General features: G+C 52.4%; 17 protein-coding genes. 15 read left to right on the top strand and 2 right to left on the bottom strand.

The window, feature by feature from the left end; all coding sequences use genetic code 11:
* Window positions 1-138 precede the first annotated feature (138 nt).
* Window positions 139-753, top strand: a complete 615-nt coding sequence (locus HALA3H3_RS02095; RefSeq protein WP_022521792.1) for a LysE/ArgO family amino acid transporter — start codon at window positions 139-141, stop codon at window positions 751-753.
* 29 nt (window positions 754-782) lie between these two features.
* Here HALA3H3_RS02095 and ltaE read toward each other — a convergent pair whose 3' ends face one another.
* A complete protein-coding gene (gene ltaE, locus HALA3H3_RS02090; protein WP_022521791.1) occupies window positions 783-1,790 on the bottom strand; it encodes a low-specificity L-threonine aldolase in 1,008 nt (335 codons plus the stop codon).
* A 114-nt stretch (window positions 1,791-1,904) separates the two neighbouring features.
* Here ltaE and HALA3H3_RS02085 point away from each other — a divergent pair, with 114 nt between their 5' ends.
* A complete protein-coding gene (locus HALA3H3_RS02085; protein ID WP_022521790.1) occupies window positions 1,905-3,125 on the top strand; it encodes an NAD(P)/FAD-dependent oxidoreductase in 1,221 nt (406 codons plus the stop codon).
* Between the two features lie 75 nt (window positions 3,126-3,200).
* Window positions 3,201-3,752 carry a spermidine N1-acetyltransferase gene (gene speG / locus HALA3H3_RS02080; RefSeq protein WP_022521789.1) on the top strand — a complete coding sequence of 184 codons (552 nt, stop codon included), beginning with the start codon at window positions 3,201-3,203 and terminating at the stop codon, window positions 3,750-3,752.
* Between the two features lie 91 nt (window positions 3,753-3,843).
* Here the strand turns inward: speG and HALA3H3_RS02075 are convergent, their stop codons facing one another.
* Window positions 3,844-4,605 carry a M48 family metalloprotease gene (locus HALA3H3_RS02075; protein WP_022521788.1) on the bottom strand — a complete coding sequence of 254 codons (762 nt, stop codon included), beginning with the start codon at window positions 4,603-4,605 and terminating at the stop codon, window positions 3,844-3,846.
* Between the two features lie 1,200 nt (window positions 4,606-5,805).
* Between HALA3H3_RS02075 and HALA3H3_RS02070 the strand changes: the two genes are divergently transcribed.
* The 12 genes from HALA3H3_RS02070 to HALA3H3_RS02015 all read left to right on the top strand — a co-directional run bounded on the left by HALA3H3_RS02070 (window position 5,806) and on the right by HALA3H3_RS02015 (window position 19,650).
* Entirely contained in the window at window positions 5,806-6,567 is a 762-nt protein-coding gene (locus tag HALA3H3_RS02070) for a metallophosphoesterase (RefSeq protein ID WP_022521786.1), read from the top strand.
* 326 nt (window positions 6,568-6,893) lie between these two features.
* The gene (locus tag HALA3H3_RS02065) at window positions 6,894-8,234 is read left to right on the top strand and encodes an enolase C-terminal domain-like protein (protein WP_022521785.1); all 1,341 of its coding nucleotides are present in this window, start codon (window positions 6,894-6,896) and stop codon (window positions 8,232-8,234) included.
* A gap of 36 nt (window positions 8,235-8,270) precedes the next feature.
* Window positions 8,271-9,215: a Bug family tripartite tricarboxylate transporter substrate binding protein gene (locus HALA3H3_RS02060; protein ID WP_022521784.1), complete on the top strand. Its 945-nt coding sequence runs from the start codon at window positions 8,271-8,273 to the stop codon at window positions 9,213-9,215.
* Between the two features lie 19 nt (window positions 9,216-9,234).
* A complete protein-coding gene (locus tag HALA3H3_RS02055; protein ID WP_053856858.1) occupies window positions 9,235-9,750 on the top strand; it encodes a tripartite tricarboxylate transporter TctB family protein in 516 nt (171 codons plus the stop codon).
* A gap of 69 nt (window positions 9,751-9,819) precedes the next feature.
* Window positions 9,820-11,274 (top strand): tripartite tricarboxylate transporter permease, encoded by a 1,455-nt coding sequence (locus HALA3H3_RS02050; RefSeq protein WP_238326059.1) that lies wholly within the window; start codon window positions 9,820-9,822, stop codon window positions 11,272-11,274.
* Between the two features lie 77 nt (window positions 11,275-11,351).
* On the top strand, window positions 11,352-12,362 hold the full coding sequence (gene yiaK / locus HALA3H3_RS02045) for a 3-dehydro-L-gulonate 2-dehydrogenase (protein ID WP_022521783.1): 1,011 nt from the start codon (window positions 11,352-11,354) through the stop codon (window positions 12,360-12,362).
* Window positions 12,363-12,553: 191 nt separating this feature from the next.
* Complete coding sequence (kdgD, locus tag HALA3H3_RS02040) at window positions 12,554-13,465, top strand: 5-dehydro-4-deoxyglucarate dehydratase (protein WP_009287143.1); 912 nt, start codon at window positions 12,554-12,556, stop codon at window positions 13,463-13,465.
* Window positions 13,466-13,541: 76 nt separating this feature from the next.
* Window positions 13,542-14,597, top strand: a complete 1,056-nt coding sequence (locus tag HALA3H3_RS02035; RefSeq protein WP_009287144.1) for a hypothetical protein — start codon at window positions 13,542-13,544, stop codon at window positions 14,595-14,597.
* A 102-nt stretch (window positions 14,598-14,699) separates the two neighbouring features.
* Entirely contained in the window at window positions 14,700-15,143 is a 444-nt protein-coding gene (locus HALA3H3_RS02030) for a hypothetical protein (RefSeq protein WP_022521782.1), read from the top strand.
* Between the two features lie 17 nt (window positions 15,144-15,160).
* A complete protein-coding gene (locus tag HALA3H3_RS02025) occupies window positions 15,161-16,723 on the top strand; it encodes a tripartite tricarboxylate transporter permease (protein WP_053856857.1) in 1,563 nt (520 codons plus the stop codon).
* Window positions 16,704-18,272 carry a galactarate dehydratase gene (gene garD, locus HALA3H3_RS02020; protein ID WP_022521780.1) on the top strand — a complete coding sequence of 523 codons (1,569 nt, stop codon included), beginning with the start codon at window positions 16,704-16,706 and terminating at the stop codon, window positions 18,270-18,272. Before HALA3H3_RS02025 ends, garD begins: the two co-directional genes overlap by 20 nt.
* A 52-nt stretch (window positions 18,273-18,324) precedes the next feature.
* A complete protein-coding gene (locus HALA3H3_RS02015; protein ID WP_022521779.1) occupies window positions 18,325-19,650 on the top strand; it encodes an enolase C-terminal domain-like protein in 1,326 nt (441 codons plus the stop codon).
* Window positions 19,651-19,795: the final 145 nt, after the last annotated feature.

Here is a 19,795-nt window from a genome sequence, read left to right as displayed (position 1 = left end):
ATAGGCTGTGTGTAAGAGGGTGAGTATAAGAAAAACTAATACCCCATTAGCAGGATGATTTTTAGCAATCAGCATTCCCGGTTACTTTATTGCCAGATTAATTAACGCGACGCTAATTCCGGCAATGGGGGCAGGGCAATGTGGGAAAGTTATATCACCGGGCTAGTGGTGTGCGGCGGGATTATCATGGCGATTGGGGCGCAAAACGCCTATATCCTAGGGCTGGCTATTCGTCGTGAGTACCACTGGTGGTCGGCAGGGTTGTGCATCAGCGCGGATATTATCCTGCTCACGGCGGGCATGTTTGGGGTGAGTGCTTTTCTGCTGACGATGCCCAACGCATTGGAGGCAATGCGCTGGGTGGGCGTAGTGTTTTTAAGCTGGCTGGCGGCTCAGGCGCTGTTTAGAGCCTTTAGCGGGCGGCAAGGGTTAAGTGCCGAAGCGGGCAAAGCGCGCAGCTTAACCAAAGTGATTTTCGCCACCCTTGCCGTCACCGTGCTTAACCCTCAGGTGTATCTGGATACGCTGCTGCTGATACCCGCCATTGGCGCCCAGCAGGAGAGCGCCGGTGTTTTTGTGGCGGGAGCCTCGACTGCCTCCATCCTCTGGTTCAGCCTGCTGGCCTGGGGCGGCGCTGCGCTTTCGCCTTGGCTTTCAAAACCCATCGCATGGCGCATTATCGATGGCCTGATTGGCTTGATGATGGCAGGCATCGCCGTGCATCTTGCTTTAGGGGCGTCATCTCTTAGCTAAGCTATTTACTGGTTAATGACGACTCGTTTTTAATGGCGACTAAAATAGGCCTCCATCACCGCGATGACTTTGTCGATATCTGCGTCATCAAGATCACGATGGGTAACGAAACGCGTGGCGTAAAGCAGCTCAATCAAAATGCCGTGTTCTTTTAGCCAGGCGGAGAGTGGCTTTACATGCTCGTCGGGAAAATGCGCGAATACCATATTGGTTGCCTGAGCGCTGATCTCGACTCCTGGCAGCTTTGCTAAGCCCGCTGCAAGGCGCTCTGCACGGCGGTGATCGTCGGCTAAGTCTGCCACGTGGTGATCTAACGCATACTGGCAGGCGGCGGCGATAATACCTGATTGGCGCATGCCACCACCCACCACTTTACGCCAGCGCCGAGCGTGGTCGATCAATGCTTGTGAGCCCACCAGCGCCGACCCTATTGGCGTACCCAGGCCTTTTGAGAAGCACAGCGACACGCTATCGAACGGTAGGCAGAGCTGCTTGAGCGAGGTGTCGGTTGCGACAGCGGCATTGAATAAGCGCGCCCCGTCTAAATGCGTTGCCAGGCCACGCTCGCGAGCAAGCTCTGTGGCTTTTAATACGTAGTCTACGGGCAGCACTTTGCCGCCAATGGTGTTTTCTAATGCCAGCAGCTTAGTACGCGCAAAGTGAAAATCGTCGGCTTTAATCGCGGCACTGATTTTTTCCAGTGGCAGCGTGCCATCGGCGTCGTTCTCGATGGGTTGTGGCTGGATACTGCCTAACACCGCTGCGCCACCGCCTTCATAACGATAAGTGTGGGCTGACTGCCCAACAATGTACTCATCGCCGCGCTCGCAGTGGGCCATTAGCGCCACCAGGTTGCTTTGAGTCCCGCTAGGAAACAGCAGCGCCGCTTCTTTACCTGCCTGCTCGGCCAGGTTGGCTTGAAACGCGTTGACCGTTGGGTCATCGCCCCACACATCATCGCCAACCGGGGCGGCCATCATGGCGTCTTTCATGGCAGAGGTCGGACGGGTCACCGTATCACTGCGTAAATCAATCATGCGCATCTCCTTTATTGTGTGGAGCAATCACTCGGAAGCGTTTTCTCAAGCAAGTTCTGGGGAACCATCTATGGTTAACAGCATACTGCAAGTCTCTCAAGCAAAGGCAAACAGATGGATCTGAAAAGTGGTTATCCCTTTTGGGCAGTCAAAAATGGCCTGTTGAAAACCTTTCCTCAATTGACTCGCGATCACCAATGCGAGGTTGTTGTGATTGGTGGCGGTATTACGGGGGCGTTGATTGCTGATGAGCTAAGCCGCAGTGGCCACTATGTGGTGGTGCTTGAACGCCGGGATGTTGGGTGGGGCAGTTCAGCCGCCAGTACTGCTTTGCTGCAGTACGAAATTGACACCCATATGACAGAACTAGCCGAGCGCTATGGCGAAGCCGATGCAGTGCGTGCTTACCGCGCCTGTGCAGAGGCCATTGGCGAGCTTGAGTCCCTGGCGGCAGGGCTGGGCGATGTGGACTTTGAGCGTCAGCAAAGCCTTTACTATGCCAGTAGCGAAGAGGATGTCGCATCGCTTCAGGAGGAATTGGCGCTGCGTCAAAAACACGGTTTTGAAGCCGAGTGGCTTGAACGCGAGGCTATTTTGGCGGAGTACGGCTTTGAGGCACCCGGCGCTATTCTTACTCAGCTAGCCGCCACTATTGATCCTTATCGCATGGCATATCAGCTGTTTTCCAGGGTGGTCGCGCGTGGGGGAGAAGTATATGACCGCACACAGATGGAGACGATGACGCCGGATGATCAAGGCGTCACGCTCACTCTGGCCAATGGCGCCAAGCTGCGTTGCCAGTACGTAGTGATGGCCGCAGGGTATGAGTCTCAAGCCTGGCTGCCAGAAAAGGTGTCCGTCAATCGCAGTAGCTATGCGCTGATTACCGACCCACTACCGCCAGAGGCATTGGGCAAACTGCGCCACACCATGATGTGGGAATCATCGCGCCCCTACCTGTATATGCGCACTACCTGCGATGGACGACTTCTCGTAGGGGGAGACGACGACGATGAAGATATTCCCAAGCGCCGCGATGCGAGGGTAGAAGAAAAGGCCGAAGGGCTAACAGCTAAAATAGCAACGCTATGGCCTAAGCTCGATATCAACCCAACATTCTCTTGGGGTGGCACCTTTGCTGAAACCGACGACGGTCTACCTTTTTTCGGCCCACATGACGCCCTAGGCCCACGCGTTCATTTTGCCATGGCCTACGGCGGCAACGGCATTAGCTATAGCATGATAGGCGCCAAACTGCTGCGAGCGCTTATAGAGGGTAGAGAACACCCTTTGGCGGAGCTGTTTTCATTTAGACGCCTGGCCAAAATGGCCTAACCTAAAGGCAAGAACCGAGTGGCGGGCAAGTTTAAAACGAGTATTCTTAACGGATATTCATAAGGAAAGCGGGCAATGGGCCATACACTTTATTTGCGTGCACTGGAGCGCAACGACCTGCGCTTTGTTCATGAGCTAAATAATAACCAGAGCATTATGTCGTACTGGTTTGAAGAGCCTTACGAGTCATTTGATGAGCTGGAGGAGCTGTATAACAAGCATATCCATGACAACGCCGAACGGCGCTTTGTCGCTGAAGATAGCCATGGAAATGCCATCGGTCTGGTAGAACTGATCGAGATCGACTACATCCATCGCAGCGGCGAGTTTCAAATCATTATTACCCCGGAGCATCAGGGCAAAGGGTTTGCGCGCACGTTAATTCGCCAAGCGCTGCATTACTCGTTCACCATTCTAAACCTGCACAAGGTATATCTCATTGTGGCGGTGGATAATGTCAAAGCGATTCATCTTTACGAGGAGAGTGGCTTTATAGAAGAGGGCCACTTGGTGCAGGAGTTCTTTATCAATGGCAAATACCGCGATGTAAAGCGAATGTATATCTTGCAGGGCACTTACCTGACGCAACTGTCCGCACAGCAAGAAGAGGGTGGCGAGTGGGCTTAGTGGGGGTAAGAAAAATCGGTAAACCTAAGCAACCAATACTCCTGCCATTCATTATCAAGACTAACTTGGCAGGAGTACCAGTGCCTGAGCTTTACTGGAACGAAGCTTCTAGGCGCTCTGCACGATCACCCGCTGCTGGGTGGCTGGAGAAGACGCTGCTGTTGTTGCCGTATTTGGCTTCCATTTTGCGTAGAGCTGCAACTGAAGCCTCTGCATTCATGTCGTGGCGCTGCATTAGCTCAATGGCATAGTCATCAGCTGCACTCTCTTGGCTTTGAGAGAACTGAGCATTGATCAGTTTTTCGCCCAGGTCACCAAGCTCAGAGCTTGATAGTGCGGCGGCGGTAGTGCTGCCGCTGGCCGCAGCTGCTTCACGTGCAGCGGAAGCAGCATAGGCAACCTGGAAAGCACGCTTGGAGTGTCCTAACGAGACGTGGCCGATCTCGTGGGCGATAACGTAACGCACTTCATCGTCGGTCATCTCATCCATCAGCCCGCTATGCAGTCGAATGGATCCGTTGGGTACCGCAAAAGCATTCATTTCTTCTATTCGATAAACGTTATAGTCAAGCGTATGGCCGTCGACTGTTTCCCAGCCTTGGGTTAACTCGGCCAAGCGTTTTGCATACTGGCTATCGTCTGCAACAAGGTGGTTCTGGGAGTCAAGCTGGGCGATGGTTTGATCGCCTAGTTGTTGCATTTGCTGATCTGACATCGTGGCAGCGCCGGCTAAGCTGGAGCCCGCAGACATTAAGCCTCCGAGATCAGCGCCTGATTGACAGCCGCTAAGGGCGAGTGTCGCCACTAAACCTAAAGCATAAGATGTTTTACGAACCAAAAAAGGTGTTTGCATCGTCCGTTCCTTCGTCAATGTGCGTGCATAACAAGAAGAGTCTGCACGTTGAGTATTGCGCCTTTATCAGCCGAATTAATATTAGACTATTTCTTTATATAACTCCATACCCAGCCGTGAAGTAAATGATTTGGGGGGACTATGTATACTGAAGCGTCGAGGTGGTTATCATTAATCCACTAGGTATTGCAATACTATTTGTTTTTTTAAAGAGGTGACAAATATAATTAAGCCTAATGGTAGCGAGCATTAAAGCGGTTCATCTGGTAAGGGGTGCGGGTAAGCAGAAGAGCGTTATCTTATACAGGCGTCTTGTGTCAAGAGACTATGTTGCAGGGTAATGCATGGCTGCGTAAAGCATAGTTATAGCCTGGAGGTCGTATATTTAGACCTGATAGTGATGCTTGTCCATTTAACTAGGTAAAAAAACGCCTCGCTGAAACGAGGCGTTGAGCGGCGTTGAACCAATATGACGTTTGGGGACTTAGCGCAGGTAAGCTTTAATAGCGTCAAGTGCCGCACGTTGTTGGCGGGCACGCTGTGCCCATACTTCCATAACATCTACTTCCAACGCTTGTGTTGGGGTGACTAAGTGTTGCATGGCGTTCACTCCTCTTTCAGGGGACAGGGAATGCGATGAGACCTTGTTGTAAAACTTATGTTGTAAAGCCTTCAAGTTGTAGAAAGCTTATGTTGTACACAGCCTGTGTTGTGCATAGCAGCAATTTAGCTGTGGTCGGATATTAAGAGCTTTTTTTACTCAGGGCTAGTCCTAACGATGTAGGTGATTTGCCATTTTTCGTAAGCCGTGGCTTACAAATATCTGTGTTTGGATATTAGGTCTTTGAATGGAAAAGGTTTTCATAGTCATAAAAAAGCCGGAAAATATTCCGGCTTCGGTGATTAGCTTTTGGTCTAAAGGGCGCAAAAGCACCTGAATTAGCCTAAATAGGCTTTCAGCGCTTCAACTGCGGCACGATGCCATTGAGCATTCAAGCTCCAGAACTCTAGAACTTCATTATCGCGTGCAGGGGGGGTTATTAAAAAAGTCATTGTGCGGTCCTCCTATTGGGACTACATCGTTATTATAGCTTATTTTTGCTGCAATGCAGCATGCCTTGGCGTGACACCGATGCCCTGCGACAACGTGTCCTAGGCCGGGTAAGATCGTTTAAATAGGTATTTGTTACGAGGAGCCCTATGCGTCTGCGTATTTTGTCTGACCTGCACCTGGAGTTTTTTGACGGGAACCGCGAGCTGCCTGAGGTGGAGGCAGATGTAGTGGTTCTGGCGGGGGATATTCACCGTAAGTGCGAAGGCCTTGCCTGGGCGCGCCACCAGTTTCCAGACACGCCGATTATCTATGTACCAGGCAACCATGAGTTCTACGGTACCTGCATGCCGCTGCTGCGTGATGAGCTGGCGCTCGAAGCCGAGCGGCTCGACATTGAGCTTCTGGATAATCGTGCTGTCACCTTCAATGGCGTACGCTTTTACGGTACAACGCTATGGACTGACTTTGCGTTGTACGCCGGTGACCCAACGCAAAACCCCGCCGATACTGAGTCTAAGGCGTTGCGCTACATGCCCGACTTTAAAATCGTTCAAACCTCGCCAGGGGAGACATTCACACCTCAGGCAAGCCAGCAGGTGCATGCTGAAGCGCTTGCTTGGCTCGAAAAAGAGCTGTCCCAGCCGTTTGATGGCCCTAAGGTGGTGGTTAGCCATCATGCCCCGCTACACGACTGTATCCCAGGCCAATATCTGGGCGACGCGTTATCCCCCGCGTTTGCCTCCAATTTGCCTCATTTAATGGGCAATATGGATGTATGGGTGCACGGACATGTTCACGAACCCGTGGATATTCTGCGTAACGGCACGCGTATCATTGCCAACCCTGGTGGATACCCTGATGAGTTTACTCCAGCGGTGTTTAAGCCAGGCTGGGTGGTTGAAGTATAAAAAATAAATAAAATCAGTTATTTAATGTCTTTTTTAGGTTGTTAATCACTTGCTGGCAGTCATGCCAGCAAGTGCTACTTTGGTTTAATTTTCACTACTGCTGCTTGCGTCTGAAAGTCATGCTACTTATCTTCTTATTTGTATGATGTATGACATATTGATCCGGATAATTAGATCGCCTATGCCAAGCAGCGAAGAGTGGGTTTGAGTTTAAAAGTCTTTGATTGACCAACAAGGGCTGCGTTTGTCCGCCTTCGTTATTTTAATGCGGCAATGAGCGGGATGCTGATCTGCGCGCTAACACCGCCTATATGGAGAATTGTTTTATGTCGAGTCACGACACTCCCACGATAACCGATATGCAGGTCATTCCCGTGGCAGGGCGCGATAGCATGTTACTCAATATCGGTGGAGCGCACTCGCCGTATTTTACCCGCAACCTGGTTATCCTCAAGGATAGTCACGGTAATGTAGGGGTGGGCGAAGCCCCCGGTGGCGAGACGATTCAAACGTCTCTTGAGCAGTCGCGAGAGATGGTGGTCGGTCAGTCGATCGGAAAAATGCGCTCCATGATTGCGTCGTTGCACAATGCCGGACGGAGTGCCGATTTTGAAGATTTCGGTAAAGGATCCTGGACATTTGAGCTACGCATCAATGCAGTTGCCGCGCTTGAAGCGGCGTTACTTGATTTGATGGGGAAGTTTCTGGGAGTGCCGGTGGCAGAGCTCCTAGGCAACGGCAAGCAGCGTGACAGCGTTGACGTGCTGGGGTACTTATTCTTTATCGGTGATGGGCACGCTACGCCGTTGGATTTTCGACGTGGCACCGGGGGCTTGGATCACGACTGGTACCGTTTGCGCGACGAGGCGGCCATGACCCCTCAGCACATTGTTGAGCTAGCTCAGGCGGCGCATGATCGATATGGCTTTAAAGACTTTAAGTTAAAGGGCGGGGCTCTGGCTGGCGAGCAAGAAATAGCGGCCGTCACGGCGCTGCACAATGCGTTTCCGGATGCGCGCACGACCATTGACCCTAACGGTGCTTGGTCGCTAGAAGAGGCGATCCGACTGTGCAAGGATCTCCACGGTGTGATTGCCTACGCAGAGGATCCATGCGGGGCGGAACAAGGCTTCTCCGGTCGCGAGATTTTAGCTGAGTTTCGCCATGCCACCGGATTGCCTGTCGCCACCAACATGGTAGCCACCAACTGGCGGGAAATGGCCCACGCGCTGATGCTGCGCTCAGTCGATATTCCATTAGCCGACCCGCACTTCTGGACACTTTCCGGTGCTGTACGTGTCTCCCAGCTCTGCCAGGATCATGGTATGACCTGGGGCTCGCACTCCAACAACCATTTCGATATTTCGCTTGCCATGTTCGCCCAGGTGGGGGCCGCCGCCGTGGGGCGCACAACCGCGCTTGATACCCACTGGATATGGCAGGAGGGCGATGCTCGCCTGACTCGCAATCCGCCGGAGATTGTGGGTGGCAAAGTGGCCGTAACCGATGCGCCGGGGCTTGGGGTCGACATCGATATGAAGGCCATAGAGGAGGCTAATAAGCTCTATCGTTCACTGCCTGCTGGTGCTCGGGATGATGCGATGGCAATGCAATATTTGATAGATGATTGGAAGTTTGATCCGAAAAAGCCAGCGTTAGTGCGCTGAGTGAATACTCTAAACATGACAAAGAAGGACATTACAATGAAAAAGTTAGCGCTAAGCTTATCTGTGGCAACAGCAATGATGGCCAGTGCTGGTGCATTTGCTGAATATCCTGAGCAAAACATCGATATGATCGTGCCCTTCTCAGCCGGTGGCGGCAACGACACCTTCGTCCGCGCACTACAGCCGCTTCTGGAAGAAAAACTCGATACCAACTTGGTCATTCGCAATATCTCGGGCGGCGGCGGAGCCGTGGGGCTGACACGTGCTCAGGCATCAGATTCAGATGGCTATACCTTAGCTGCCGCCAGCAATGCACTGCTGACCTTGGAGGCGTTGGGTAATGTTGACTTTACCTACGAAGATTTTGATTTTGTCGCCAAGATTCTTGAAGAACCCTACGTCATCGCTGTTGGTGAAGACAGTGAATACGCCGACTTGGACGCTATGGTCGAGGCTGCGAAGGAAGGCACCTCGGTGCAAGTTGGGGTTTCGGGGGTAGGGTCATCAGCTCACATCGCGGCGGTGGCCTTTGCTGATACCGCTGAAGTCGATTTTAACTTCATTCCCTATCCCGGTGGTTCTGAGACTATCTCCGCTGCTATGGGCGGGCACGTGGATGCCGTGGTGCTAGGTGGGGCGGAACTTCGCTCGGCGCTAGAGTCCGGTCGTCTGAAAGCCTTGGGTATGTCCTACGCAGAGCGTAGCGAGTCGCTGCCCGATGTCCCTACTTTCCAAGAGGAAGGCTACAACCTGTCTCTGACAGTATGGCGCGGCATCGCGGGCCCTGATGGCCTACCGGAAGAGGCTAAGGAAGCGTGGGTCAACGCCATTAAAGAAATTGTAGACGAAGGATCCTTCGAAGAGACTGCCTCGAATCTGGGCTTGGATATTGTACCGCTGTATGGAGATGAGTTAGAAGCGTTTATCGCTGAATCTGCTGAAGTGATGAAAGACAGTGCTGGCGACTTAGCTGCTAAATAAAATAAGGAGTTAGCGACTGATGGCAAAGGATATAGGTAAACCGATCTTTGATCTGTTTCTTGTGGTGGCATCGGCAATTGGGTTTTATATGGCCACTACGCTGCCAGCCGTCAGCATGGCGGGGGGGCTTTCCCCCGCTTCTTTTCCAAAGTTGATTTCTGGCTTGATTTTTGTGTGTGCTGTGCCCTGCTTAATACGTGATTCTTACGAATGGCTTGCTGCAAGGCGAGTGCGGGAAGACGCAACAGCCCTTAATGCCACTGCTCCGAAGAAAGGCATTTTGCAATGGCTGACCATCGTGGCTTTGATTATTGTTTATATCAATTCTTTCGAGCGGCTGGGGTATATCGCAAGCACAGCGATATTTTGCTTTTTAAATGTCGTTTGCCTTGTCATAACTAGCGGTGAATTTCAAAAATTAAGCAATAGTCGAAAACTTCGAAACCTAGCAGCGTATACAGTTTTTGCGTTCGCTTTATCATTGGTTATCTATTATGTATTTACCGAACTGTTCAATATCCCACTGCCGGATTGAAGAAGGAGAAGTGAGATGCTAACGGGTTATATTGATGGTTTGGGGCTGGTCTTCCAGTTGGGTACATTATTGGCGATTGCCGGTGGGACTTTCCTAGGCATTATCATGGGGGTATTGCCAGGCTTAACATCGGCCATGGCGATAGCCCTATTATTGCCGGTAACCTTTGGAATGCCGCCTGTGATGGGTATTGGTATGCTGCTGGGTACCCTGTGTGGTGCTGGTGCCAGTGGCTCGATACCCGCCATATTGTTGAATATTCCAGGAACGCCATCCTCGGTCGCGACTACGTTCGATGGCTTCCCAATGGCTCAAAAGGGGGAAGCGGGGAGAGCCCTGGGGCTGGCAATTGTTGCCTCTTTCTTTGGCGGTGTAGCAAGTATGGTGGTGTTAAGTCTTCTCGCACCACCCATCGCTGAGTTTGCATTGCGATTTGGTGCTGCGGAGTATTTTTCGCTGAGCATTTTCGGGCTAGTCATTATTGCTTCTGTTGCGGGCAAGTCCCTCCTTAAAGGTTTGATTGCAGGCCTAATAGGTTTCTTTTGCTCTACCATCGGTACAGATCCTATTGCGGGGGTCGACCGTTTTACGTTTGGACAGCTGTCTTTATTGACCGGGATTAACCTTTTACCGGCGCTGATTGGATTATTCGCTGTATCACAAGTGCTGAAAGATGCCTTCGAATATGACCCCTCCAATAAACTTCAGAATAGCCCCCATAAGGTCGATATTGCACGCCCGCGGTTTATTGAAACGCTGCGCAATTGGCGCGCCCTTCTTGTCGGGATTGTGTCTGGTTCTGTCGTGGGCCCAGTGCCTGGCGCTGGGGGCAGTATCGCCTCACTGGTAGCCTATGACCAAGCACGTCGTTTTTCTAAAACACCTGAAAAGTTTGGTAAGGGGCATGGTGCAGGCATTGTCTCCGTTGAGAGCGCGAACAATGCTTTATTAGGTGGGGCGTTAATTCCTACGCTTGCGCTGGGCATCCCCGGCGAGGCCGCGACGGCTGTTCTATTGGGTGGTTTAATGATTCAAGGCGTTACGCCGGGGCCGATGCTATTTGAAAGCCAGAGCGGCATCATTTACGGGATATTTTTAGCGTACTTAGTCGCTAACTTCTTCATGCTTATCATCATGTGTTTAGGTATCAAGCTGTTTGTTCGTGTACTGCTAGTGCCAAGAAAGCAGTTGATATCGGCTATCATTGTTTTCTGTTTCATCGGTGTTTACGGAGTTGATGGTGATGTTTTTAACCTCTACATAATGCTCGCTTTTGGATTGCTCGGCTATTTTCTCAACCGATATGGCTTTGGAACCGCTCCGGTAATACTGGGTTTAATTCTGGGGCCTATAGCGGAATCTAACCTGAGGCGGGGGCTGCAGACCTTCGGTGGTGATTGGACACCGTTTTTCACCCGGCCCATCAGCGTTACCTTTTTAGTCATCGCCTGTGGGTTGCTGGCGCTGACACTGTGGCAGAACTACCGTACTCGTCAACAAGACGCGGCGCCTGACGCTGCTTGAAGTCCATGGCCGCCATTCGAGGCGGCTGGGGTGTTGAAGCCCACTCGCGGAGTGGGCTTTTTTAATGGTGGGAAGTGATGGCTAATATCGATTTTGAGACGTTGCGCAGTACGATTGAGAAATCACTATTGAAGGCGGGGCTAAAGCCCGCTGATGCTGAGACCTGCGCGCAAATCCATGCTGAAAGTACCCGCGACGGCGTACATTCGCATGGTATCGGGCGGGTTCCGCGTTTCATTGAGTACGTCGGGAAAGGCTGGGTCGATATCGACGCTAAGCCAAGCCTTGTCCAGCGATTGGGCGCGATTGAGGTGCTTGATGGAGGCTTTGGAATAGGTGTGGTCAATGCACTTCATGCCACAGAGCGTGCCATGGCGTTGGCGCGTGAACATGGTATGGGGCTGGTGGCGTTACGCGATACAACCCACTGGATGCGGGGCGGAAGCTATGGCTGGCATGCGGCTGGGCAGGGGTTCGCTACGATTATGTGGACCAATACCGAGTCGTGCATGCCTGCCTGGGGTGGTGCTTCCCAATCGATTGGCAATAACCCGTTGGTGATGGCCGTACCGCATAACACCGAGCCTCTGGTGCTCGATATGGCGATGTCTCAGTTCTCCTATGGGAAGCTGCAGACGACTCAGCTGAAGGGCGAACATTTGCCCGTTGATGGCGGTTTTGATGAGCGTGGAGAGTTGAGCCGTGATCCTGCGGCGATCGCTGCGACGCGGCGCTTGCTGCCGACCGGGTACTGGAAAGGCTCTGGGTTGTCGATTCTACTGGATGCGTTAGCAGCACTGCTCGCTCAAGGGCGTCCTAGCCATGCTATTGATAAGGTTCAGCGTGGCAGTGGCGGCGGTTGCAGCCAGGTGTTTATGGTCTTTGACCCTGAACAGCTTGGTGGTCGCGAAGCTTGCGATAGCATTGTCGAAGGCATTCAGTCTCATCTGGCCGCAACCACGCCTGCCGAGCCGGGGCGCACAGTGCGCTGGCCGGGCGAGTCGACCGCTAATCAGCGATATGGAGAGAGGCCGATTGTTGTCGATGACATGCTATGGCGCTCTGTTTGCGAGCTGGCGGGTGATTAGTTAAAGGCGTTTTAATCCTCAACAGGTTTACAGGGTATGGCTGCTACTTTGGTTTAAATTTCGAGAGTTCTGCTTGCACCCTGCTAGCAGGATACTTATCTTCTAAGTTGTATGATGTATGACATAAGGTTGTTGGCTAGCTAGTGATGTCTGCTCATTCAGTGGTCAACACATTTTAAAGAGGGCGCAAAGTGACGTTTTCAAGACAAGAAGTAACAAAAGCCATCGGCGATGGTCTGCTATCGTTCCCGATTACCGATTTCGATAGTCAAGGTCGTTTCGATGAAGCGAGCTACCGCAAGCGGCTTGAGTGGTTTATCAGCCACGAGATCTCGGCGGTCTTCGTCGCGGGTGGCACGGGGGAGTTTTTTAACCTGTCACTTGATGAGTATCGCGAGATTGTTCGCGTCGCTGTCGAAGTAATCGACGGTCGCTTGCCCGTTATTGCTAGCGCGGGCTTAAGCGTTGAAGCCGGCAAGGCCTTTGCAAAAGCGGCCGAAGAAGCGGGCGCTGACGGCATTCTACTGATGCCGCCATACCTTACCGAGTGCCCGCAGGATGGCTTGGTGGAGTATGCCCGCCAGATTTGTGATGCCACGTCAGTCAACGTGATTTATTACAACCGCGGTAATGGCATTTTGAATGCTCATTCTGTTCAGCAGCTCGCCGACCAGTGTCCCAACTTGGTGGGGCTAAAAGATGGCAAAGGCGATATTCAGGCGCTCAACAAAATCGTCAAAACTGTGGGTGACCGTTTGGTGTATATCGGCGGCGTTCCCACGGCTGAAATTTTTGCCGAGGCCTATGTCTCCATTGGCGTAAATACCTACTCATCGGCTGTTTTCAACTTCGTGCCGGAGATGGCAGTGAAGTTCTACAAGGAGTTGCGCAAAGGTAATAAAAACGTTGTGAAACAGATCACTAACGACTTTTTTATTCCTTTCGTAGACCTCCGGGATCGAAAAGCGGGCTATGCCGTTAGCCTGATCAAAGCAGGCGCAGACATTGTTGGCCGTCCCGCCGGCAGTGTTCGCGCGCCGCTGACAATGCCAACCCAGGCGGAGTGTCAGGAGCTTAAAAAGTTGATCGATCGCGTTAAATAGTAATAAAGCGCCAGCTCACTAAGCCATTAAACCACTGAGCTATAACAATTTAACAACGAGCGAAAGAGGTGAAAGTATGCGCATTTCCAATAGATTAATGACACGTGTCGGTTCAGCAGCGCTGATGGCAGCATTGAGCGTCAGCGCTGGCGTAGCCATGGCCCAAGATGGCCCATTGCGGGGCAATATTCGTGTGGTTATCGGTTCAACGTCCACCGGCGGGGATACGTATCAAAACTCTACTATTGTGGTGGATCAGCTAGCTGAAAGGCTGGATCTCAACATGAAGGTGGATGCCGTTGGTGCAAGCTCTGCTTTTCGCACACTTGACCGGGACTCTCGTGGCAATACGCTGATGATCTTCCACGATCAGTCCTATCTTGGCCATCTGTATGGGGTTGAGGGCTACGACGATATTTTTGAGAAATATACCGTCGGGCCGACGCTTGCAATCAACCCAGGCAATGCCTACCTGGTGCCTAAAGACTCACCTTACCAAACCCTTGACGACATCATTGCTGCAGTAGGCAATGGTGAGACTGTGCGGGTCGCTATCCAGCCGGGTGGCGTATCGGAGATTGGTTTCAGTGCCCTGAAAAATGCCATCGCTATTGAGCATCCTGGTCAGGAAGACAACCTGGTCGCTGTCAATACCGGTTCTCAATCCGACAAAAACCAGCAGCTTTTTGACGGCCAAGCCGATGTAATTAATGGCACTGTGCAGGCTAACGAGCAGTACACGCGGTTACCTGAAGACGACCAGAAAGCGATGCGTTTTGTCTGGTTGACGGCCCGGCAAGATACCATTGAACAGGCCCCGGAAGAGGGGCTTGGCCAAACGTCTCGTGAGCAACTGCTGGAGTATGTAGAGCCAAACGTGCACGTCACAATGGGCGATGACGAGAGTTTTACATTCGATAAGGAGTTCTTCTTCCTCTACAACAAAGACATGGATCCAGCGATTGTTGAGCAAATCGATGAAGCGCTAACGGATATCTATGCGGAAGGTGAAATACAGGAGACTCAGAAGAACGCCTTCTTTATCCCCAACTTCAAGCCTTCTGATGAAGCCTCTGAGTATCTCGCCGATAAAATGGCTCGCTACGAAGAAATCATCAGCAACATCAAGTAAAGGTATGGCGCCCGCTGCGTGAGCGGCGGCTGCCTCTCCTATGCATGAGCCGCTATAGAACAATAGTAAGCAGGGTATCTGCTGCTAATGCCCGGAGCTGTTATGGAATCAGGTCTTTCAAGTCTGCTTAGTGTCTCCATCGATTTCGAGACCTCCCACCTGTTTTTCCCGAGGATTATTCACTGGATCATGGCGGGACTCTTTGTCTTGATTTTAATGACAAAGGTAGCTCCCTTCATGGCATCAGTGAAACGAGGAGAGCGCACACTGCCCATTGTGGGTGAGGCTCGAGATAATTTCCGTTTTATTGGCACTCTCGTCTTGATCGCGGCGTATTTTTACTTCATGGCCGTGGTGGGCGATATGTTCCCCTACACAGGCTATGGCTTCCTGCTGGTATCGATGGTTTTCGTTCTCCTGATGTCACTGCTCTATCTGCATGACTGGACGAAAAAGGCGCTTACCATCGTCGTGGTCAATGCCATCGTCGCCCCTAGTCTGGCCTGGTTCGTTCTCGCCAAGCTGTTCACTATCACCTTACCGTGACCGGAGCGAGTGCCACCATGGAATTCCTCTCACTTCTCGATATAACCTTCTTTTTACTCGCCGGGTTCGGTGCTCTGGTCGGCATCATCTTCGGCGCGATCCCCGGCATGACCGCCACCATGGCAGTCGCTGTTTGCTTACCGCTCACCTATGCCCTTGGGCTACACCACGGTCTGGCGCTGCTACTGGGGCTGTACGTGGGGGGTATCTCGGGCGGTATGGTGCCCGCCGTTCTGCTCAATATTCCCGGCACTCCCTCTTCCATTACCACCACCTTTGATGGCTACCCGATGGCTCAAAAGGGTGAGGGTGAGAAAGCGCTGAAGATCTGTGTCATCGCTTCAGTCGTCGGCGGGCTTATTAGCGCCGCTATACTGTTCTTGTTTGCGCCTCTGCTGGCCGATTTCTCGATCAAGTTCTCTTATGTAGAGAAGTTTTTGATCATTTTATTAGCGCTGAGTGTCATTGCTTCGCTGTCCAGCAGCATGCTGATTGGCATCTTTAGTGGCGTTATCGGCATCTGGTTGAGCCTGATTGGCGACTACAGCATATCTGATGGCGGAAATGGCAAGACCCGGCTGATGTTCGATTTTATGGAACCCTACTTATTTGAAGGGTTTTCCCTGCTGCCGGTGCTGATCGGTGTCTTTGGTATTTCCACGATTCTGCTTGAGGCGGAAAAGGGGGCAAAGAGCGGGCTAGTCAACGAACGCATAAAGATCAGCAAAGGAGGCGGCTTTTCGCTTTCAATCTTTAATGGACGCCTGACCAATCTGGTGCGTTCGTCGTTTATTGGCACCTTCGTTGGCATGTTGCCAGGGGTCGGTGGCAGCGCTGCCTCCGTGCTGGCGTATACCCAAGAGAAAAACTTAACCCGTGATTCATCGCAAATGGGTAAAGGGGCGCCTCAGGGGCTTATTGCCTCGGAGTCCGCCAATAATGCGTTGACCGGTGGGGCTTTGATTCCACTGCTATCGCTAGGTATTCCTGGCGACTCGACTACGGCGGTACTGATTGGTGCGTTCACCCTGCAGGGCATCCAGGTAGGGCCGCTATTTATTCCTGAGAATACCGAGACCTGGTACGTCATGATGACGGCTTTGGTGTTCGCCAATATCGTGATGTTCTTCTTAATGTTCTATGCCATTAAGTACATCGCCAAAGTGGTGATGGTGCCAAAGCATATTCTCTTCCCCATCATTGTGATGATGTGTGTAGTGGGGGCCTATGCCATCAACTACGGCATTATGTTTGACGTCTGGACGCTGCTTATTTTCGGCATTTTAGGCTACCTGGTGCAGAAAATTGGTTTGGAAGTGGCCCCGCTAATTATTGGCTTTATCTTGGGCAGCCAAGCCGAGGTCTACTTCGTCAAGAGCCTGGAGTCGTTCGGCACTTTCTCGATCTTTTTCACCAAGAGTCCCATCGCCATGGTGCTGTGGGGGTTGATTGTCGCCTCGGTAATGTTCGCCATCGTCATGGGCTTCAAATCCCGCGCCAGGCAAAAAATGGAGCTGACCCAGGTAACTGGCAGTACACGCACAGCCTCAGGAAAGGGTCATGACACAGACAACGACTAATACGCGCGTGATTCGCATACACCCCAACGATAATGTCGCCATCGTGGTTGAACCGGGCGGTCTTGCTGAGGGTGCCGTCATTGAGGGAGGAGTTACCACCACAATGGCTGTCCCGCAGGGGCATAAGGTGGCCCTTGTCGATCTGGCGGAGGGTGAGCGCATCATTCGCTACGGTGAAGTCATCGGTACGGCAGCTACGCCTATTCCCCAAGGCGGCCACGTCAGTGAGACCAACTTGCACATGCCGACACCACCGCCGCTTGCGGATCTACCGCTGGCGACTCGGCCAGCACCGAAAACCGACCCGCTTGAAGGTTATACCTTCGAGGGCTTTCGTAACCCTGACGGTAGCGTCGGCACCAAAAATGTACTGGGTATCACCACCAGCGTGCAGTGTGTCGCGGGTACCGTCGACTTCGTCGTGCAGCGGATCAAACGCGAGCTGCTGCCGCGATTTCCTAACGTGGATGATGTGGTGGGGCTTAATCACTCTTATGGCTGTGGGGTCGCCATTAATGCGCCTGCGGCTATTGTGCCCATTCGAACGCTTAAAAATATCGCCCTGAATCCCAACTTCGGCAACGAAATAATGATCATCGGTTTGGGGTGCGAGAAGCTGCAACCCTCGACACTGCTTTCCGATCGACCGGTGAAAATTTATGAAAACACCGAGGCGGCCGACCCGGAAGCCAACGTGTTGAGCCTTCAGGATGACTCTTTTCAGGGCTTCGGCGAGATGGTTGAGGGTATTTTGGCCATGGCCGAACGACACCTTGAGCGACTCAATCGACGCCAGCGTGAAACCTGCCCGGCGTCCGAGCTCGTCGTCGGCATGCAGTGTGGCGGCAGCGATGCCTTTTCGGGGGTGACAGCTAACCCCGCAGTGGGCTTTGCGACCGATTTGATCGTGCGAGCGGGTGGCAGTGTGATGTTCTCAGAGGTTACCGAGGTGCGCGATGCCATACATCTGTTAACCCCGCGGGCTATTGACGAAGACGTGGGTAGGGCACTGATTGAGCAGATGGCGTGGTACGACAACTATTTGGCTCAAGGCCAGGCTGATCGTAGCGCCAACACCTCACCGGGCAACAAGAAGGGGGGGCTTTCCAATATCGTTGAGAAGGCGCTGGGCTCGGTGATCAAGTCGGGCAACTCGCCGATTGTCGATGTCATCGGCCCTGGTGAAAGGCTACGCCGTAAGGGGCTGACCTTCGCCGCGACCCCGGCCAGCGATTTCATCTGTGGCACGCTTCAGTTAGCCGCAGGCATGAATCTGCAGGTATTCACCACAGGTCGGGGTACACCATATGGTCTAGCCATGGTGCCGGTGTTGAAAGTTTCCACCAACTCAGCTCTGGGAAAACGGTGGCACGACATTATCGATCTCGATGCGGGGCGCATTGCCACCGGTGATGCCAGTATCGAAGAGGTGGGCTGGGAGCTTTTCCACCTCATCCTGGACGTGGCCAGCGGCCGCCAACAGGCCGCTGCCGACCGACTGGGAATTCATAACGATTTGGTGTTGTTTAATCCTGCGCCAGTGACTTGATCACCTGAATAAAGTTTCAACTTGGGTCAATAATAAGAGAGGTGTACGACATATGTTTCCAAAAATTAAATCAATGAAAGTGGTACCAGTCGCAGGTTACGACGGCTTCTTATTAAATCTCAGTGGCGGTCATGCCCCTTGGTTTATCCGTTGTGTGGTCATCCTTGAGGATGACGCGGGTAATCAGGGCGTTGGTGAGATTCCTTCCAGCGGCGGTATTCTTAAAGGACTGGAACAGTGCCGTGAGCTGGTAGAAGGCTCTCAGATCAATAATATTAAGCACACCCTCAACCAGGTTCGCCTGCGTTTAGCCCAGAACGGACGCGAAGAGCGGGGGCGTCAGACGTTTGATTTGCGCGTAGCGGTACACGTGATCACCGGAATTGAGTCGGCGCTGTTAGACCTCTATGGGCAAGCACTACAGCTACCCGTCGCCGACCTGCTGGGACAGTACGGCCGTCAGCGTGATGAAGTCGAGGCATTGGGCTACCTGTTTTTACTGGGTGACCCGGGCAAGACAGACCTGCCATACCCTAACGCGTATAACCCACAAGATAGCTGGGATGAAATACGCTACAAAGAAGCGCTAACACCCGAGGCCGTGGCTAAGTTGGCCAAAGCCGCTTATGAGCGCTATGGGTTTAAAGACTTTAAATTAAAAGGTGGTGTATTACGTGGTGAAGACGAAGCCGACTGCATCCGGGCGCTCCATGATGCCTTCCCCGATGCGCGGCTCACGCTTGATCCCAACGGAGCCTGGAAACTGGATGAAGCGGTGCGCGTGCTGGAGCCCATCAAACACTTGCTGAGCTACGCCGAAGACCCCTGTGGCCAGGAAGAGAGCTACTCAGGGCGCGAGACCATGGCCGAGTTTAAGAAACGCACCGGCCTACCTACCGCCACCAATATGATTGCGACAGATTTTAAACAGCTGCAGTACGCCGTTCAGCTAAATTCCGTCGATATACCTTTGGCAGATTGCCATTTCTGGACCATGCAAGGTGCGGTAAAAGTGGGTGAGCTTTGCAACGAGTGGGGCATGACCTGGGGCTCTCACAGTAATAACCACTTCGATATTTCGCTCGCCATGATGACTCACGTTGCAGCGGCTTGCCCGGGTGAGATTACCGCGATTGATACCCACTGGATTTGGCAAGACGGGCAGCGAATCACTAAAGACCCATTGCTCATTCGCAATGGCAAACTCAAGGTGCCCACCACCCCAGGGCTGGGGGTTGAGCTTGATGAAGAGAAGCTTATGGAGGCGCATAGTCTTTATAAATCGTTGGATACCACACAGCGAAATGATGCCATGGCGATGCAGTTTTTGATTCCTGGGTGGGAGTTTGATCCTAAGCGTCCCGCACTCGTTCGTTAAAGTACTTTCTCGATGATGATGGATTTAGCCAGACGTATTACCGATAGAGAGATGTGGTCAGTTAGGTAAGCGCTCGACTTTGGTCTAGTTTTTACATCTCTCTATTGTAGCGCTAACAAGAACACTCTAAGTTTCAGGTTGTATG

The sequence above is a fragment of the Halomonas sp. A3H3 genome, assembly GCF_000982975.1.
Lineage (GTDB): Bacteria > Pseudomonadota > Gammaproteobacteria > Pseudomonadales > Halomonadaceae > Vreelandella > Vreelandella titanicae.
Note: the sequence above shows the minus strand (reverse complement) of the source record. Positions and strands in the feature narration are given on the sequence as shown.

Excerpts from the sequence above, each read along its gene's own strand:
- HALA3H3_RS02085 (WP_022521790.1), top strand. The coding sequence starts at position 1,905 with ATGGATCTGAAAAGTGGTTATCCCTTTTGGGCAGTCAAAAATGGCCTG.
- garD (WP_022521780.1), top strand. The coding sequence starts at position 16,704 with ATGACACAGACAACGACTAATACGCGCGTGATTCGCATACACCCCAAC.
- HALA3H3_RS02030 (WP_022521782.1), top strand. The coding sequence starts at position 14,700 with ATGGAATCAGGTCTTTCAAGTCTGCTTAGTGTCTCCATCGATTTCGAG.
- HALA3H3_RS02055 (WP_053856858.1), top strand. The coding sequence starts at position 9,235 with ATGGCAAAGGATATAGGTAAACCGATCTTTGATCTGTTTCTTGTGGTG.
- HALA3H3_RS02035 (WP_009287144.1), top strand. The coding sequence starts at position 13,542 with ATGCGCATTTCCAATAGATTAATGACACGTGTCGGTTCAGCAGCGCTG.
- HALA3H3_RS02015 (WP_022521779.1), top strand. The coding sequence starts at position 18,325 with ATGTTTCCAAAAATTAAATCAATGAAAGTGGTACCAGTCGCAGGTTAC.
- HALA3H3_RS02075 (WP_022521788.1), bottom strand. The coding sequence starts at position 4,605 with ATGCAAACACCTTTTTTGGTTCGTAAAACATCTTATGCTTTAGGTTTA.
- HALA3H3_RS02095 (WP_022521792.1), top strand. The coding sequence starts at position 139 with ATGTGGGAAAGTTATATCACCGGGCTAGTGGTGTGCGGCGGGATTATC.
- HALA3H3_RS02070 (WP_022521786.1), top strand. The coding sequence starts at position 5,806 with ATGCGTCTGCGTATTTTGTCTGACCTGCACCTGGAGTTTTTTGACGGG.
- ltaE (WP_022521791.1), bottom strand. The coding sequence starts at position 1,790 with ATGATTGATTTACGCAGTGATACGGTGACCCGTCCGACCTCTGCCATG.
- HALA3H3_RS02025 (WP_053856857.1), top strand. The coding sequence starts at position 15,161 with ATGGAATTCCTCTCACTTCTCGATATAACCTTCTTTTTACTCGCCGGG.
- HALA3H3_RS02060 (WP_022521784.1), top strand. The coding sequence starts at position 8,271 with ATGAAAAAGTTAGCGCTAAGCTTATCTGTGGCAACAGCAATGATGGCC.
- HALA3H3_RS02065 (WP_022521785.1), top strand. The coding sequence starts at position 6,894 with ATGTCGAGTCACGACACTCCCACGATAACCGATATGCAGGTCATTCCC.
- yiaK (WP_022521783.1), top strand. The coding sequence starts at position 11,352 with ATGGCTAATATCGATTTTGAGACGTTGCGCAGTACGATTGAGAAATCA.
- speG (WP_022521789.1), top strand. The coding sequence starts at position 3,201 with ATGGGCCATACACTTTATTTGCGTGCACTGGAGCGCAACGACCTGCGC.